Source organism: Mycobacterium innocens, assembly GCF_900566055.1.
Lineage (GTDB): Bacteria > Actinomycetota > Actinomycetes > Mycobacteriales > Mycobacteriaceae > Mycobacterium > Mycobacterium innocens.
The window spans coordinates 162,924-178,408 of sequence record NZ_UPHQ01000006.1; the positions used below are offsets into that span (position 1 = coordinate 162,924).

16 protein-coding genes are annotated in these 15,485 nt (G+C 68.7%); 11 read left to right on the forward strand and 5 right to left on the reverse strand.

From position 1 onward, the window contains the following. Positions 1–23: 23 nt before the first annotated feature. Together EET03_RS01060 and EET03_RS01065 are read right to left on the reverse strand one after the other, a co-directional pair. Positions 24–431, reverse strand: a complete 408-nt coding sequence (locus EET03_RS01060) for a CD225/dispanin family protein (protein WP_075542139.1) — start codon at positions 429–431, stop codon at positions 24–26. A gap of 81 nt (positions 432–512) precedes the next feature. Further along, positions 513–1,649, reverse strand: a complete 1,137-nt coding sequence (locus tag EET03_RS01065; protein ID WP_425271488.1) for an acyl-CoA dehydrogenase family protein — start codon at positions 1,647–1,649, stop codon at positions 513–515. A 78-nt stretch (positions 1,650–1,727) separates the two neighbouring features. Here EET03_RS01065 and EET03_RS01070 point away from each other — a divergent pair, with 78 nt between their 5' ends. Genes EET03_RS01070 through EET03_RS01080 form a run of 3 tightly spaced genes read left to right on the forward strand, consistent with a single transcriptional unit; the run spans position 1,728 to position 5,241 of the window. Then, positions 1,728–2,738 (forward strand): MaoC family dehydratase, encoded by a 1,011-nt coding sequence (locus EET03_RS01070; protein WP_075542141.1) that lies wholly within the window; start codon positions 1,728–1,730, stop codon positions 2,736–2,738. A gap of 29 nt (positions 2,739–2,767) precedes the next feature. Continuing rightward, on the forward strand, positions 2,768–3,925 hold the full coding sequence (locus EET03_RS01075; protein WP_099193894.1) for a CoA transferase: 1,158 nt from the start codon (positions 2,768–2,770) through the stop codon (positions 3,923–3,925). Then, entirely contained in the window at positions 3,919–5,241 is a 1,323-nt protein-coding gene (locus EET03_RS01080; RefSeq protein WP_099193895.1) for an amidohydrolase family protein, read from the forward strand. The genes EET03_RS01075 and EET03_RS01080 overlap by 7 nt, the downstream gene beginning before the upstream one ends. Positions 5,242–5,297: 56 nt before the next feature. On the opposite strand, the gene EET03_RS01085 is transcribed toward EET03_RS01080, so the two are convergent. Beyond that, entirely contained in the window at positions 5,298–6,197 is a 900-nt protein-coding gene (locus EET03_RS01085; protein ID WP_075542144.1) for an alpha/beta hydrolase, read from the reverse strand. A gap of 214 nt (positions 6,198–6,411) precedes the next feature. Here EET03_RS01085 and EET03_RS01095 point away from each other — a divergent pair, with 214 nt between their 5' ends. Genes EET03_RS01095 through EET03_RS01115 form a run of 5 tightly spaced genes read left to right on the forward strand, consistent with a single transcriptional unit; the run spans position 6,412 to position 11,901 of the window. Continuing rightward, on the forward strand, positions 6,412–7,830 hold the full coding sequence (locus EET03_RS01095) for a molybdopterin-dependent oxidoreductase (RefSeq protein ID WP_244232191.1): 1,419 nt from the start codon (positions 6,412–6,414) through the stop codon (positions 7,828–7,830). Between the two features lies 1 nt (position 7,831). Beyond that, positions 7,832–8,383, forward strand: coding sequence for a hypothetical protein (locus EET03_RS01100; protein ID WP_075542145.1), 552 nt, complete (start codon positions 7,832–7,834; stop codon positions 8,381–8,383). 28 nt (positions 8,384–8,411) lie between these two features. Then, entirely contained in the window at positions 8,412–9,614 is a 1,203-nt protein-coding gene (locus tag EET03_RS01105; protein WP_075542146.1) for an alpha/beta hydrolase, read from the forward strand. Positions 9,615–9,666: 52 nt separating this feature from the next. Continuing rightward, a complete protein-coding gene (locus EET03_RS01110; protein WP_075542147.1) occupies positions 9,667–11,076 on the forward strand; it encodes a WS/DGAT/MGAT family O-acyltransferase in 1,410 nt (469 codons plus the stop codon). Positions 11,077–11,118: 42 nt separating this feature from the next. Beyond that, complete coding sequence (locus EET03_RS01115) at positions 11,119–11,901, forward strand: crotonase/enoyl-CoA hydratase family protein (protein WP_075542148.1); 783 nt, start codon at positions 11,119–11,121, stop codon at positions 11,899–11,901. A 69-nt stretch (positions 11,902–11,970) separates the two neighbouring features. On the opposite strand, the gene EET03_RS01120 is transcribed toward EET03_RS01115, so the two are convergent. Further along, positions 11,971–12,570, reverse strand: a complete 600-nt coding sequence (locus EET03_RS01120; protein ID WP_063473117.1) for a TetR/AcrR family transcriptional regulator — start codon at positions 12,568–12,570, stop codon at positions 11,971–11,973. A gap of 80 nt (positions 12,571–12,650) precedes the next feature. On the opposite strand from EET03_RS01120, the gene EET03_RS01125 reads away from it, so the two are divergent. From EET03_RS01125 to EET03_RS01135, 3 genes are all read left to right on the forward strand, one after another. Beyond that, complete coding sequence (locus EET03_RS01125) at positions 12,651–13,178, forward strand: methyltransferase family protein (protein ID WP_208648968.1); 528 nt, start codon at positions 12,651–12,653, stop codon at positions 13,176–13,178. Positions 13,179–13,301: 123 nt separating this feature from the next. Then, positions 13,302–14,789, forward strand: a complete 1,488-nt coding sequence (locus tag EET03_RS01130; RefSeq protein ID WP_075542150.1) for a class I adenylate-forming enzyme family protein — start codon at positions 13,302–13,304, stop codon at positions 14,787–14,789. Beyond that, positions 14,786–15,082: a hypothetical protein gene (locus tag EET03_RS01135; protein WP_063473114.1), complete on the forward strand. Its 297-nt coding sequence runs from the start codon at positions 14,786–14,788 to the stop codon at positions 15,080–15,082. Before EET03_RS01130 ends, EET03_RS01135 begins: the two co-directional genes overlap by 4 nt. An 8-nt stretch (positions 15,083–15,090) precedes the next feature. Here the strand turns inward: EET03_RS01135 and EET03_RS29990 are convergent. Then, the coding region (locus EET03_RS29990) for a PGRS repeat-containing protein (protein WP_341868749.1) at positions 15,091–15,485 on the reverse strand (395 nt) is incomplete at its 5' end.

Sequence of the window (15,485 nt, forward strand, 5' to 3'; positions counted from 1 at the left end):
CGCGCAACGTTGGAACGCCCCGATCAGTAGCCGGAATACGTGGTGATAGTGGAGGGCATGTTGTGATCGACCGACACGGCCAGCGCAATCAGGATCACGTAAATCACCCCGACGATCACACCAATGACCGCCCCGGCGATCGCACTGATGATGGCCCACTTCTTGGCGTTGGCGGCTGCGGCCTGCGCCTCGGCGTAGCGGCCTTGGGCCCACAGCCCGGAGACCTTGGTGGAGTACACGATCGACACGATCCCGAACGGGAGGCAGCACAGGATCGTCGCCAGAATCGCCCAGACGAGGTAGTTGTCCGGCTCTGGTGCGTAGCCGGGTTGCGGGGCCGGCCAACCGGGTTGCGGCTGTTGACCCTGCCAGCCCGGCTGCTGGCCCGGCCACTCCGGGGAACCTCCGTACGGCCCGGGCGGATAACTCATGGCTGCCCTCCTTTGGTGCCTACCCTTGGCTTCCCTGGGCGAAGTCAGGCAAATATACAGCACCGGCCGCCGACATTTCGGCTAGATACCGCCCCGGGCCACCAGTTGTCCGGCGATCACATTGCGCTGGATCTCGTTGGTGCCTTCACCGACGATCATCAGGGGCGCATCGCGGAAATAGCGTTCGACGTCGTATTCGGTTGAGTAGCCGTAGCCGCCGTGAATGCGCACCGCGTTCAACGCGATCTCCATCGCCACCTCGGAGGCGAACAGCTTGGCCATCCCTGCCTCCATGTCGCAGCGCTGGCCGCTGTCGTAGCGCTCGGCGGCGTAGCGGGTCAGTTGGCGTGCGGCGGTGAGTTTGGTTGCCATGTCGGCCAGATAGTTGCCGACGGCCTGATGCTTCCAAATCGGCTGACCGAAGCTCTCCCGCTGCTGGGCATAGGCGAGCGCGTCTTCCAGTGCCGCGGTTGCCACCCCCAGGGCACGGGCCGCTACTTGGATGCGGCCTGTTTCTAGGCCCTTCATCATCTGCGAAAAGCCGTCCCCCATAAGGTTTCCCAAGACTGCCGACACCGGCACCCGGTAGTCGTCGAAGGACAACTCGCAAGACTCGACGCCCTTGTAGCCCAGCTTGGGCAGGTCCCGCGACACCGTCAGGCCCGGTCCGGGCTCGACCAGCACGATCGAGATTCCCTTATGGCGCGGTAGGGCATTGGGATCGGTCTTGCACAGCAACGCGATCAGCCCGGAGCGGCGCGCGTTGGTGATCCAGGTCTTGGCGCCGTTGATCCGCAAGCCGCCGGAGCCCCGGGCGGGATCCGGCAGCGCGGTGGTCGACATGTTCTGCAGGTCGGAGCCGCCGCCGGGCTCGGTGAGCGCCATGGTGGCCCGCAGCTCGCCGCTGGCCATCGGCGGCAGATACGCCGTCTTCTGCTCTTCGGTGCCGAACAGCGTCAGCAGCTTGGCCACCACGGTGTGCCCGCCCATCGCCCCGGCCAGGCTCATCCAGCCGCGGGCCAGCTCCTGGGTGACCTGCACATAGCACGGCATCGACACCGGCGACCCGCCGTACTCTTCGGGGACGGCCAGCCCGAAGATGCCGATCCGCTTCATCTGCTCGATCCACGCCTCGGGGTAGGCGTTGGCGTGCTCCACCTCGCGGACGCTCGGTTTCACGTCGCGGTCGATGAAGGCCCGTACGGTGTCGACCAGCATCGTTTCTTCGTGATTCAGCTCATTGCTCACCCGTGCCATATTGACCCTCGCTTCGACCGGCTGCCAGCATGTGGCGTTGTGACATACGCGGACACCCGCCAGGGCGGCCCCTTCTTCGACGACCTCTCGGTAGGCCAGACATTCGACTGGGCACCGGCGATGACGCTATCGTCGGGGCTGGCCGCGGCCCATCAGGCGATCGTGGGCGACCGGCTGCGGCTGGCCCTGGACGCAGAGCTGTGCGCGGCGGTGATCGGCGCACCCGCACCGCTGGCGCACCCGGGCCTGGTCTGCGACGTGGCGATCGGGCAGTCGACCCTGGTGACTCAGCGGGTCAAAGCCAACCTGTTCTACCGAGGCCTGACGTTCCACCGATTTCCGGTGATCGGCGACACCGTCTACACCCGCACCGAAGTGGTCGGGTTGCGCGCCAATGCGGCCAAACCGGGCCGTGCCCCAACCGGACTGGCGGCGCTGCGGATGACGACCGTCGACCAGGCCGACCGGTTGGTGCTCGACTTCTACCGGTGCGCCATGCTGCCCGCGAGCCCGGATTGGCGGCCCGACCGGCCCGAGGCCCCCGGAGATGACTTATCCGCCATCGGCGCCGGCGTGACCGGACCGGCCGTCGACCCCGCGAGCGGCTGGGACGCCGAGGTGTTCCGCGCTGAGGTGCCCGGTCCGCACTTCGACGCCGGCATTGCCGGCTCGGTCCTGCACAGCACCGCTGACCTGGTCAGCAGCGCCCCCGAGCTGGCCCGGCTCACCCTGAATATTGCGGCGACACACCATGATTCGCGCGTCGGCGGGCAGCGTCTGGTCTACGGCGGGCACACCATCGGGCTGGCGTTCGCGCAGGCCTGCCGATTGTTGCCGAACCTGGTGACGGTGCTGGGCTGGGAACACTGCGACCACACCGGGCCGGTGCGCGAGGGCGACACCCTCTACAGCGAGCTGCACGTCGAGTCCGCCCAGCCCACCGGGAACGGCGGCGTGCTGGGACTGCGGTCGCTGGTCTACGCCGTCGGCACCGCGGCCGAGCCGGACCGGCAGGTGCTGGACTGGCGGTTCACCGCGCGGCAGTTCTGAACCGCTACGGGAGCATTACGCTCGGCCGGGTGAGCTGCACCCTGGCCAGATGGGGGAGTACCGGGCTGGCCTACCTGACCGGTCTGCCCGGCGGGCCGCCCGACTTCTCCCGCGCCAACGTGTTGAGCCGCGCCGAGACGATCGCCGCCGATGCGGCCACGCTGCTGACCGGACGGGCCGGATTGCTGGGACTGACCCGCCGGGGCCGGGTGTCGGCCGGCGGAGCCACCCGGTTGCTCGCGGCCGCCGACGGCTGGCTCGCGATCACTTTGTCGCGCCCCGACGACGTCGCCGCCGTTCCCGCGCTGCTGCAGGTCGATCGGCTGCCCGACGACCCCTGGCCCGCCATCCAGCGGTGGGCCGCGACGTCGTGCGTGTCCACGGTCGTCGAGCGGACCCAGCTCGTCGACATCCCCGCCGCGACACTGGGTGAGGCAACGGCCGCACCGCCGCGGATTCGTCGCGTGGGGCCGCGCGGAGCGGTGCGCGGACCGGCCGGTCTGCTCGTCGCCGACCTGTCGTCGATGTGGGCCGGTCCGCTCTGCGGGCACCTGCTGGCCCGAGCGGGCGCGACCGTCGTGAAAATCGAAAGCCCGCGCCGCCCCGACGGCACCCGAGCCGGCGACCGCTCCTTCTTCGACTGGATCAACGGTGAAAAGCTCTCGTACTGCCTCGATTTCGACGAACAGGCCGAAGAGCTGCGGCAGCTGTTGACCGTCGCGGACATCGTGATCGAGGGTTCGCGGCCCGCTGCGTTGGCGCGACGACGGCTCGGGCCCGACCGCGTTGCGCCGCGGCCCGGGCGAATCTGGTTGCGCATCAACGGCTATGGCGAACAGTCCGGACGGCCGGCGTTCGGTGACGATGCCGCGGTGGCCGGTGGACTCGTCGGATCCGCTGCCGACGGGCCGGTGTTCTGCGGCGACGCCATCGCCGACCCGCTGGCCGGCATCGAGGCAAGCCAGGCGATCACCGAATCGCTGGGGCGCGGCGGCGGCGAACTCATCGACGTATCCCTGGCAGCCGTTGCCGCCAGCTACGCCGCACAACCACTGACGGCATCGGTATCGACATACCCGGCGCTGCCACCGTCGCCGCCGCCGCCGTGCGGGGCTGCCGCCGACCTCGGTGCCGACAACGACGCCGTGCGCCGCCTCGTCGGGCAACGACGCGCGCTGCCATGCTGATTCGGCGGGCCACCTTGCTCGACGGGACGAGAGCCGACATCCGGGTGGGCGCCTTGATCGACGAGGTCGGTGACGGCCTGGTGGCGGCGCCGGGTGAACGGGTTCTCGACGCAGCCGGCGGTGCGGTGCTGCCCGGCCTGCACGACCACCATATGCACCTGCGCTCGGCGGCCGCGGCCCTGGATTCGCTGCTCGTCGGACCACCCGCCATTCTCACCAAAGAGCTTCTGGTACAGGCGCTTTCGATGGCCGGGCCGAGCTCCGACGGGTGGATCCGCGCGATCGGCTACCACGAGTCCGTCGCCGGGCGGTTGGACCGCGACGTGCTCGATGCACTGGTGCCCGATATTCCACTGCGCATCCAGCATCGCAGTGGCGCCCTGTGGATCCTCAACTCCGCGGCACTGGCCCGCATCGGCCTGGCCGGGCACCCCGATGGTCGGCTGCCCAGCGCCGATTCCGGTTGGCCGGATGGGTTGCCACGGCGCGAAACCGACCTTGTGCGACTAAGCGACCGGCTCACCTCGATGGGCGTCACCGGAGTCACCGACGCCACCCCGGATCTCGGTGCCGACGACATGGACTCGTTGCTGACGGCGCATCGCCGCGGCGAATTCCGGCCGCGAGTACGGTTTCTGGCGCCGGGCAAGAAGATCCTGCACGACGACCGGCTGGATCTGGACGCCCTGACGACCTGGATCGCCGGCTGCCACCACGCCGGCCGCCCGGTGGCGGTGCACTGCGTGACCGCGGCTCAGCTGGTGGTGACCATCGCGGCGCTGCGCGCCGCCGGCAGCCATCCGCTCGATCGGATCGAGCACGCCGCCGTGGTGCCCGACGATAACCTGGCCGACCTGTGCGATCTCGGGGTGACCGTGGTGACTCAGCCCAATTTCGTTGCCGAGCGCGGTGATCAGTACCTTGCCGAGGTCCCGGCCGTCGAGCATCATCTGCTCTGGCGAGTCGCGTCGTTGGTGGACGCACAAGTGCCGGTGGCATTGTCGACCGATATGCCGTTCGGTCACGGCGACCCGTGGGCGGCCATGTGCGCCGCGGTGCATCGCGCCACATCCGGCGGGGCGATGCTCAATCCCGATGAATGCGTCGCGGCGCGAACAGCTTTGACAATGTTTCTGGGCCACCCGGATGAGCCGGGGCGGGCGCGCACGGTTGCGGCGGGGCAACCGGGGGACCTGTGCGTGCTGTCGCAGCCGCCCGCGACGGCGTTGGCTCAGCTGGACGCCGGCCTGGTGACCGCAACCATCATCGGCGGCGAGATCGCCTATACCAGCGGCCCGGATTGCCCGCGAGCGTAACGCCAGGGCGAAAGTCCGGGGCCCGAATTTTGCCGTGGCGTTACGTTCGGCGGAAATCAACCCGCCGGCGTCACCGCCGCCCGCAGCACATCGCACTGCGTCGCGAAGAATCGTTGTGACACTTGGGCCTTCGGTGCTACCAGGTCGAAGCCGTGGAACGCGCCCGGCACCAGCTCGACCTGACAGGGCACCCCGGCGGCTTCCAACCGTCGGGCATAGTCGAGATCCTCGTCGTGAAACAGGTCATGGGTGCCGACGCCGATCCACGCCGGCGCCAGGCCGCGCAGGTCCGCACGTCTGCCCGGGACCGCCACCCGGGGATCCGCATCGCCGAGATACGCCGCCCAGCCGAACCGGTTAGCGCGGGTATCCCATATCCGATAGCGCGGGTTGGCGGCGGTCGCAGAACTGCGGTCATCGAGCATCGGGTAGGTCAGCAGCTGAAATGCCGGCGCGATTTCGCCGCGGTCGCGCGCCAGCAGGGCCAGCGCCGCGGCAAGACCGCCGCCCGCGCTGGCGCCGCCGACAGCGATCCGGCCCGGGTCCACCGCGGGCAGCGCGGCCAGCCAGCGCAGCGCCGAGTAGCAGTCTTCCAGCGGCGCGGGGTAGGGGTGCTCGGGTGCCAGCTGGTATTCCACCGAGGCGACGGTGATGCCCAGTGTCCGGGCGAACTGGCGGCACAGCCAGTCATCCTGAGCGGCCTTGCCCAGCACATATCCGCCACCGTGAATCCACAGCAGGGCCGGTGTCGGCTCGGCAACGCCGGTGCCCCGGTAGAGCCGTACGCCGGCACCCGAGCCCAGCGTGATCACCTCGACATCGCTGGGCGTCCCGCGGCTGGTCAGGGCGATCAGCGCCCGGATTGCCGGCAGTGTCCGGGGACCGACCAGCCTTCGTGGTGCGAAGCGGGCGGTTCGGCGCAGATCCGGATGGACGACGTCAACGTTGGCGCGCACCCACCCAGTATGTGTCCGGACGCGGGCGCACGATGTGGCGGCGGAGTTTGTGTCACCGCCGCCGGGCATTGGGCATAAGGGACCCACCGCGGAGTCTGGCCCGGGCTGCCGAGTTACTGTGCCGCGGCGGGTGTCCTGTGGCCGAGTTGGATGCGCGCGCCATTGGTGTCCGCGCACGCCGGGTTCGCCTAGAGTCAGCGCGGGAGGTCGGGCCGTGGATTCGACGGGCATGGGTTGGCGTAAACAGCGCCGCGACACTGGCGGCGCAGCCGGACCTGCCGCGGATCAGCAGGCGGGTGATCGCCAGCCTGGCGGCCCAGTAGGTGTCCCGGAGCGACGACAAGACTCAGCCCACGGCTTTCCCGCCGGCCTGTGGCGCACTCTGGAGCGTCATCCACCGCCGGGTGCGCACCGGCTGAACCGCTTTCGGAGCCCGCTGCGCGGCCCGTGGCTGACATCGGTGTTCGGACTGGTGCTGTTGGTGACGTTGCCCATCGTGGTCATCACCGGGCTGCTGTCCTATAGCGCCTATGCACCGCAGTTGGGTCAGGCGATCCCCGGCGACGTCGGCTGGCTGCGGCTGCCCGCATTCGCCTGGCCCACCCGTTCGTCGTGGCTGTACCGGCTGACCCAGGGTGTCCATGTGGGGCTGGGTCTGCTGATCATCCCGGTGGTGTTGGCCAAGCTGTGGTCAGTGATCCCGAAACTGTTCGTCTGGCCGCCCGCGCGGTCGATCGCCCAGCTGCTGGAGCGGGCGTCGTTGTTGATGCTGGTCGGTGGGGTGTTGTTCGAGATCGTCACCGGGGTGCTCAACATCCAGTACGACTACATCTTCGGGTTCAGCTTCTACACCGGGCACTATTTCGGGGCGTGGGTCTTCATCGCCGGCTTCCTGATGCATATCGCGCTCAAGATTCCGCGCATGATCACCGGGCTGCGGTCGCTGTCGATGCGAGAAGTGTTGCGCACCAACGTGACCGACACCCGGCCCGAAGCGCCGGATCCCGATGGGCTGGTGGCCGCCGACCCGGCGGAGCCGACGGTGAGCAGGCGCGGCGCTCTGGCACTGGTGGGCTCCGGTGTACTGCTGATCGCGGTGCTGACCGTCGGCCAGACCCTCGGCGGGCCGGCGCGCCGCGTGGCACTGCTCTTGCCACGCGGACGAGGTCGAGATTTCCCGGTCAACAAGACCGCCGCAGCCGCCGCGATCACACCCGACAGCGTCGGCGAGAAGTGGCGGCTGGCGCTGCGCGGCGGTCCGGCGGAGGTGGTACTGGATCGGGCCGCCCTGGCCGGACTGCCGCAGCGCGTCGCCAGGCTGCCGATAGCCTGCGTGGAAGGCTGGTCGACCGTGCAGACCTGGACCGGGGTCCGGCTGGCCGACCTGGCCCGAATGGCCGGGGTACCGGCACCACGCTCGGCGCGAGTGGTATCGCTGCAGCGCGGCGGCGCATTCGGCACGGCGCGCCTGCAGGCCAATCAGATCAACGATCCCGATGCGCTACTTGCACTGCGGGTCAACGGCAACGACCTACCCCTTGACCACGGCTACCCGGCCCGCATCATCGTTCCCGCGCTGCCGGGTGTGCACAACACCAAATGGGTCGCCGCCATCGAATTCGAGCCGAGCTGAAATGCTAAGAGCGACAAAGCGGTTCGTCCACTACTACGGCGCTCGTCCACTGCACCTGCTGACGATGCTGTCCGGCTTCGCGCTGCTCGGCTACCTCCTGGCCACCTTCACGCCCGCCACGCTGTGGAACCCCGGCACCTGGTGGCAGTCGATCGCGGTCTGGTTCGCCGCCGCCGTGATCGGACACGACCTGCTGCTCTTCCCGCTCTACGCGCTGGCCGACCGCGTCCTGGCGGCGCCTGGGCGTCGGCGGGGCCGCTCTCAGCCAGAAATCCCAGAGATCAGCGCGCGCAACCACATTCGCGTCCCGGCGCTGGGAGCCGGGCTGACCCTGCTGATCTTCCTGCCGGGCATCATCGAACAGGGTGCACCGACCTACCTGGCGGCGACCGGACAGACTCAGCAGCCGTTTCTGGGCAGATGGCTGTCGCTGACCGCGGCGATGTTCGCCGTCAGCGCCGTCGTTTACGCTGCCCGGCGCGCCGTTGGGCGTCGACGGGGCGCCGGCAGCCCACAGCGCGGCAGCGAACCACCGCAATGTGATCGTGGTTAGCGCGAACCCGGCGGGGTACGCTCCCTCCATGACGGCGAGCGGCCCGACAATGATGTCCCAGGTCAAATGGTTGCTGCGGGCCCGTCCGGGCGACTATCTGCTGGCATTGAGCGTCGCCGGGGCTTCACTCCCGGTGGTCGGCAAGCACCTCGAGCCGCTGGGCAGTGTCACCGCGATGAGCGTCTGGGGTGCCCGGCATGCACCGGAATTCGTGTCCACCAGGGCCAGGGACTGGCTCACCCCGGGAACCAGCGGCCTCCGCCGTCGCGACCGCGCCAGCACGAACGAGGTTTCGGCCGCGGCGCTGCGCGGCATCGTGGCGGCCGCCGACCTGGACCTCGAATGGCCGGCGCCGCAGCGCACCCCACCGGTCTGCGAAGTCCTGCGGCACCGCCGCTACCTGCACCGCCGTGGCGTCCATTACGGCGACAGCCCGGCGCAGTTGCTCGACGTGTGGCGCCGCAAGGAGCTGCCCAGCCATCCCGCGCCGGTGCTGCTGTTCGTCCCGGGCGGCGCCTGGATACACGGCAGCCGCACCATGCAGGGGTATGCGCTGCTGTCGCGCATGGCGGAGCAGGGCTGGGTGTGCCTATCGATCGACTACCGCGTCGCGCCGCACCACCGCTGGCCGCGCCACATCCAAGACGTCAAGGCCGCCATCGCCTGGGCGCGGGCCAACGTGGACAAATTCGGCGGCGACCGTGACTTCATCGCGATAGCGGGCTGCTCGGCCGGCGGCCACCTGTCCGCATTGGCCGGGCTCACCGCCAACGACCCCGACTACCAGGGCGAGTTGCCGGACGGCTCCGACACCTCGGTCGACGCCGCGGTCGGGATCTACGGCCGCTACGACTGGCAGGACCGTTCCACCCCGGAGCGGGTGCGGTTCGTCGACTTCTTGGAGCGGGTCGTGGTCAAGCGCAGAATCGCCCGCCACCCGCACGTATACCTGGCTGCATCGCCGATAGCCCGGGTGCACACCAATGCGCCGCCGTTCCTGGTCATTCACGGCAGCCGCGACGGGGTGATTCCGGTGGCGCAGGCCCGCAGCTTCGTCGAGCGGCTACGTGCGGCGTCGCGGTCGCTGGTGGCCTACGTGGAGTTGCCCGGGGCCGGCCACGGCTTCGACCTGCTCGACGGCGCTCGCACCGGCCCGACCACCCACGCGATCTCGCTGTTCCTCAACCACGTTCACCGCACCCGGAATCAGTTCGCAAAAGAGGTCATCTAGGCACCGGCCGATTGCGCCGGTTGTAAAGTCGCGCTATGACCAGGGGGCTGCGGTGAAACGGCTCAGCGGCTGGGACGCGGTACTGCTCTACAGCGAAACACCGAATGTGCACATGCACACCATCAAGGTCGCGGTGATCGAGCTGGACCCGGACAGCCGCCAGTTCGGTATCGACGCGTTTCGCGAGGTCATCGGCGGGCGCATGGGCAAGCTGGAGCCGCTGGGCTATCAACTGATCGACATCCCGCTCAAGTTCCACCATCCGATGTGGCGTGAGCACTGCGAGGTCGATCTCAGCTACCACATCCGGCCCTGGAGGCTGCCGCCGCCGGGCGGCCGGCGCGAATTGGACGAGGCGATCGGCCAGATCGCCAGCACCCCGCTGGACCGCAAATACCCGCTGTGGGAGATGTATTTCGTTGAGGGCCTTGCCAATCACCGGGTGGCGGTGGTCGCCAAGATTCACCACGCGCTGGCCGACGGGGTCGCCTCGGCCAACCTGATGGCACGCGGCATGGATCTGCTGCCGGGACCGGAAGGCAACCCGTACGTGTCGGACCCGGCCCCGAGCAAGCGGGAGCTGATGAGTTCGGCGTTCGTCGACCACCTGCGCCACCTGGGGCGGGTCCCCGCGACAATGCGCTACACCGCGCAGGGTCTGGCCCGGGTGCGGCGCAGCGCGCGCAAGCTCTCTCCCGAGTTGACCCGGCCGTTCACCCCGCCGCCGACCTTCATGAACCACAAGATCACCCCGGAGCGCAGGTTCGCCACCGCCACCCTGGCGCTGGTCGATGTCAAGGAGACGGGGAAAAGGCTCGGGGCGACGATCAACGACATGGTGCTGGCCATGTCCACCGGAGCGCTGCGCAGCCTGTTGCTGCGCTACGACGGCACGGCCGAACCGTTGCTCGCCTCCGTCCCGGTCAGCTACGACTTCTCACCGGAGCGGATCTCGGGGAACCACTTCAGCGGAATGCTGGTGGCGCTGCCGGCCGACTGCGACGACCCGCTGGAAAGGGTGCAGGGCTGTCGCGAGAACGCATTGTCGGCCAAGGAAAGTCACCAGCTGCTGGGACCGGAACTGATCAGCCGCTGGGCGGCCTACTTCCCACCGGCCGGTGCCGAGGCGATGTTCCGGTGGATGTCCGGCCGCGATGGCCAGAACAAGATGCTCAACCTGAACATCTCGAACGTTCCCGGGCCGCGCGAACGCGGCCGGGTGGGCGGTGCACAGGTGACCGAGATCTATTCGGTGGGCCCGTTGGCCGCGGGCAGCGGCCTGAACATTACCGTGTGGAGCTATGTCGACCAGCTCAACATCTCGGTGCTGACCGACGGCGCCACCCTCAGGGACCCGCACGAGGTGACCGAGGCCATGATCGCCGATTTCATTGAAATACGAAGGGCTGCTGGTCTTTCCGAAGAGTTGACGGTCGTCGAGCTGGCGCTGGCGCAAGCGTGACGGCCACAGCCTGATCCACATCAGAAGGAGCGGCTAACCACTGTGAGCGAAGAATCCGGCACCAACGAACCCGAAGTTCTTGTCGAACAGCGTGATCGGATCCTGATCATCACAATCAACCGGCCGAAGGCCAAGAACGCGGTCAACGCCGCGGTCAGCCGGGGTCTGGCCGACGCGATGGACCGCCTCGATTCCGACGCGGGCCTCTCGGTGGGCATCCTCACCGGCGCGGGCGGTTCGTTCTGCGCGGGAATGGATCTCAAGGCCTTCGCCCGCGGCGAGAACGTCGTCGTCGCAGGCCGCGGCCTGGGGTTCACCGAACGTCCACCCGCCAAGCCGCTGATCGCGGCGGTGGAAGGCTACGCGTTGGCCGGCGGTACCGAGTTGGCACTGGCCACCGATCTGATTGTGGCAGCCCGGGATTCGGCGTTCGGCATTCCGGAGGTCAAACGTGGCCTGGTCGCCGGCGGTGGGGGACTGCTGCGGCTGCCCGAGCGCATTCCGTACGCGATCGCCATGGAGCTGGCGCTCACCGGTGACAACCTGCCCGCCGAACGCGCCCACGAGCTGGGTCTGGTCAACATCTTGGCCGAGCCGGGCAAGGCGCTCGAGGCAGCTATTGCGCTGGCCGAAAAGATCACCGCCAACGGGCCGCTGGCGGTGGCCGCCACCAAGCGGATCATCACCGAATCACGTGGCTGGAGCCTGGAAAGCCGGTTCGCCGAGCAGGTGAAGATCTTCGGTCCGGTGTTCATGTCCAACGACGCCAGGGAAGGCGCGATCGCGTTCGCCGAGAAGCGCCCGCCGCGCTGGACCGGCACCTAAGCCCGCGAGCAGACGCAAAATCACCCGCACGCTCGGCGTGTCGGGCGATTTTGCGTCTGCTCGCGGTAGTTACGGGGCCGCATCGGTCAGGTAGCGCTGCACGGTCGGTCCCAGCCAGGCGACCAGTTCCTCGACGCCGGTCGACGCGATCGGTTCGATCTTCAGCTGGTACCGCGCGAACGCCAATCCCGCCAGATGACTGGCCACCAGCTCGGCCCGCAACTGCGCATCGGTGACTCCGAACTCGGCCGCGAGCCGCTCGGCGATCGGGCCGGAGAGGCTGTCGTGCAAGATCTTTCGCGCCTGCGGCTGGATCGCGGCTGAACGCCATAGCGTCAGCAGTGGCTCGAACTCCGCACCTTCGTCCCAGTGCTCGAGAAAACGGCGGACCAGCCGCGGGCCGATCTCATCGATCCCCTCGTCCAGCAGCGTGGCCAACTGATGCAGTGGCTGCTCAGGACCGGTCAGCGCCGACGCGGTGAACAGCCCCTCCTTGTTGCCGAAGAAGTAATAGACCATCGCGACGTCCACCCCGGCGTCGCCGGCTATCGCCCGAACGGTGGCCCGCTCGTAGCCGTCGCGCATGAAACGTTCGCGGGCGGCGGCAATGATGCGCTGCTTGTTCTGCTGACCGGTGCGCCACCGGCCGCTGCGCCGGGCTTCTGTCATGCCGGTGAGCATACTTCAACACCCGTTGATGATCGCCACGCCGAGGCGTACGCCCATTCTTGAACGGAGGTTGAAGTATAGTGACGACTACGCACCAGAGAAAACTCTGGTGGCGGCACCTGATCTCGTTCCTGATCGCTCCGGTGACCATGAGCCTGGTGATACCGGCGCTGATCGTGGTCGCATCGGGGGTACGGGCGCCGGATCTCCATTCGCCGGTGGCAGCCGGGCTGGCGACGGTCGGCGCCCTGTTGATCGCCGTCGGCATCGGCCTGTTGGTCTCGACGGTGGCGCTGTTCGACCGGGTGGGCCACGGCACCCTCGGGGTGGGCAACACGCTCGGAGAACCGGTGCAGCTGGTGGTACGGGGCCCGTATCGGCATGTGCACAACCCGATGATCAGCGGCGTGCTGAGCATCCTGCTCGGTGCGGCGGCCGTGGCCGCGTCGGGCTGGTTGCTGCTGCGGTTTGCCACCTTCTGGGCGGTCCAGGTGGTCACCATCCGATTCTGGGAAGAGCCGCATCTGCGACAGCGCTACGGCTCCGAATACGTCGAGTACCGCCGCAACGTTCCCGGTTGGATTCCGCGAATCTCGGCCTGGCGCTAGGCCTTTCACAAGCCCGCGACCTGGTTTGCGCGGTCGCGGTCGCCGTCCTCCAGCCCCGACGCTCATGGGGTTACACTAAAAGCTAGATGTGTAAAGGTCTGGGGGAGCGGAGAAGGGTCGCCGATGAGCGTTTCGCTGCTGCTCGAGATGGCTGCGTCGAGCAACCCTGACCGCACGGCTGTCGTCTCGGGAGACCTGGGGCTGACGACTCAGCAGCTCAGCGATCTCGCCGACGGCGGCGCCGGGGTGCTCGCGGCGTCGAATACCCGGCATGTGGTGTACGTCGGCACCGGCGGGGCGATGCTGCCGCTGCTGATCTTCGCCTCGGCGCGCGCCGGGCTACCCTTCACCCCGATCAACTATCGGCTGTCCGCCGACGGCATCCAGGCGCTGATCCACCGGCTGCCCGAACCCCTGGTGGTCGCCGACGACCGCTACCGGGGGATGCTCGGCGATGCACCGTCGATGAGCTCGGACGAATTCCTGACGCAGGCCGGCAGCGCCGATCCGGTGTCGGAATTTCCCGACCCCGACGCGGTGGCGATCGTGCTGTTCACCTCGGGAACCACGTCGCAGCCCAAGGCCGTCGAACTCACCCACAACAACCTCACCAGCTACGTCACCGGGACAGTCGAATTCGACTCGGCCGACACCGGAGATGCCGCACTGATCTGCGTGCCGCCCTACCACATCGCCGGGGTCGGGGCGGCGCTGTCAAACCTGTACGCCGGCCGAAAGATGGTGTATCTGACCGACTTTGACGCGCACGAATGGGTGCGGCTGGTCAACGCGGAGCAGGTCACCACCGCCACCGTGGTGCCGACCATGCTGGACCGGATCGTCTCGGTGCTCGAGACCGGCGAACACAAGCTGCCCACCTTACGCAACCTGGCCTACGGCGGCTCGAGGGTGGGCCTGCCGCTGGTCCGCCGTGCCCTGGAACTGCTGCCGGATGTCGGCTTCGTCAACGCCTACGGCCTGACCGAGACCAGCTCGACGATCGCGGTCCTGACCCCCGATGACCACCGCACCGCGCAGTCGTCCTCGGCTCAGGCCGTCGCCCGGCGGTTGGGATCGGTCGGCCGGCCGGTGCCCGGCATCGAGGTGCAGATCCGCGGCGAGGACGGCACCGTGCTGGGACCCGGCGAAAGCGGCGAGTTGTTTGTTCGCGGCGAGCAGGTGTCCGGGCGTTACACCGGAATCGGTTCGGTGCTCGACGACAACGGCTGGTTTCCCACGAAGGACATCGCGGCGCTCGACGACGACGGTTACCTGTTCATCGGCGGCCGCAGCGACGACACCATCATCCGCGGCGGTGAGAACATCGCTCCCGCCGAACTGGAGGAGGTGCTGATCGAGCACCCGCAGGTCCGTGACGTCGCCGTGGTCGGTGTCGAGGACCCGCACTGGGGCCAGGCGATCGTCGCGGTGGTGGTGCCGTCGGCCGGCGCCGACCCGGACCCGGAGGAATTGCGCGACCATGTGCGGAGCAGTTTGCGCGGGTCACGTACCCCGGACCGGGTAGTGTTTCGCGACGAGTTGCCAACCACCGCCACCGGCAAGGTACTTCGCCGGCAGATCATCGAAGAACTGGCAGGAACGACATCATGATCAAGAACGGAACCCGTCTCGCCAGCCAGGTGTGTGACACCCAGGTCATCGTCGTCAGAAGTGCGGACAGCCTGGACGACCTGCGCTGCGGTGGCGTACCGATGGTGGCGATCGGCGCCGAGCGGTCCGGCCAGCTCGACCCGGCGTTCGCCGACGGCTCGGTGATGGGCAAGCGCTACGTCGACGACAACGGGGCCGAGGTGCTGGTGACCAAACCGGGCGCCGGGTCACTGAGCGTCGGTGACACCAAGCTGCACCTCAAAGAGGTCAAGCCGCTGCCGGCCAGCGACTGAGCGCCGCTTTAGCCGCGGGCGCCGGGCGCCCCGAACAGCAGACCGCCGCGGCGGCCGGGCGCCCCGAACAGCAGACCGCCGTGGGCGCCGGGCGCCCCGAACAGCAGACCGCCGCGGCCGCCGTTGCCGCCGGGCTTGCCGATCGACCCGGTTCCGCCGCTACCGCCGTTGCCGATGAGCGCCGCGCTGCCGCCGTCGCCGCCGGCAGCTCCGATGAGGCCGATGCCGGCGTTGCCGCCGCCGCCGCCGTTGCCGTACAACAGGCCGCCGGTGCCGCCATGACCGCCCGAGCCGGCTGCCCCCGTTACGCTCAGGCCGCCTTCCCCGCCGCCGCCGGTGCCGATCAGCCCCCTGGCACCGCCCGCGCCGCCGGCGGCGGCGGGGAAGGCGGCCTGAGCGTAAC

What these genes read in the sequence shown, in the direction of transcription:
- EET03_RS01060 (WP_075542139.1), bottom strand. Translation starts at nt 431, where the DNA reads ATGAGTTATCCGCCCGGGCCGTACGGAGGTTCCCCGGAGTGGCCGGGC.
- EET03_RS01065 (WP_425271488.1), bottom strand. Translation starts at nt 1,649, where the DNA reads ATGCTGGTCGACACCGTACGGGCCTTCATCGACCGCGACGTGAAACCG.
- EET03_RS01080 (WP_099193895.1), top strand. Translation starts at nt 3,919, where the DNA reads ATGCTGATTCGGCGGGCCACCTTGCTCGACGGGACGAGAGCCGACATC.
- EET03_RS01100 (WP_075542145.1), top strand. Translation starts at nt 7,832, where the DNA reads ATGCTAAGAGCGACAAAGCGGTTCGTCCACTACTACGGCGCTCGTCCA.
- EET03_RS01105 (WP_075542146.1), top strand. Translation starts at nt 8,412, where the DNA reads ATGACGGCGAGCGGCCCGACAATGATGTCCCAGGTCAAATGGTTGCTG.
- EET03_RS01120 (WP_063473117.1), bottom strand. Translation starts at nt 12,570, where the DNA reads ATGACAGAAGCCCGGCGCAGCGGCCGGTGGCGCACCGGTCAGCAGAAC.
- EET03_RS01130 (WP_075542150.1), top strand. Translation starts at nt 13,302, where the DNA reads ATGAGCGTTTCGCTGCTGCTCGAGATGGCTGCGTCGAGCAACCCTGAC.
- EET03_RS01135 (WP_063473114.1), top strand. Translation starts at nt 14,786, where the DNA reads ATGATCAAGAACGGAACCCGTCTCGCCAGCCAGGTGTGTGACACCCAG.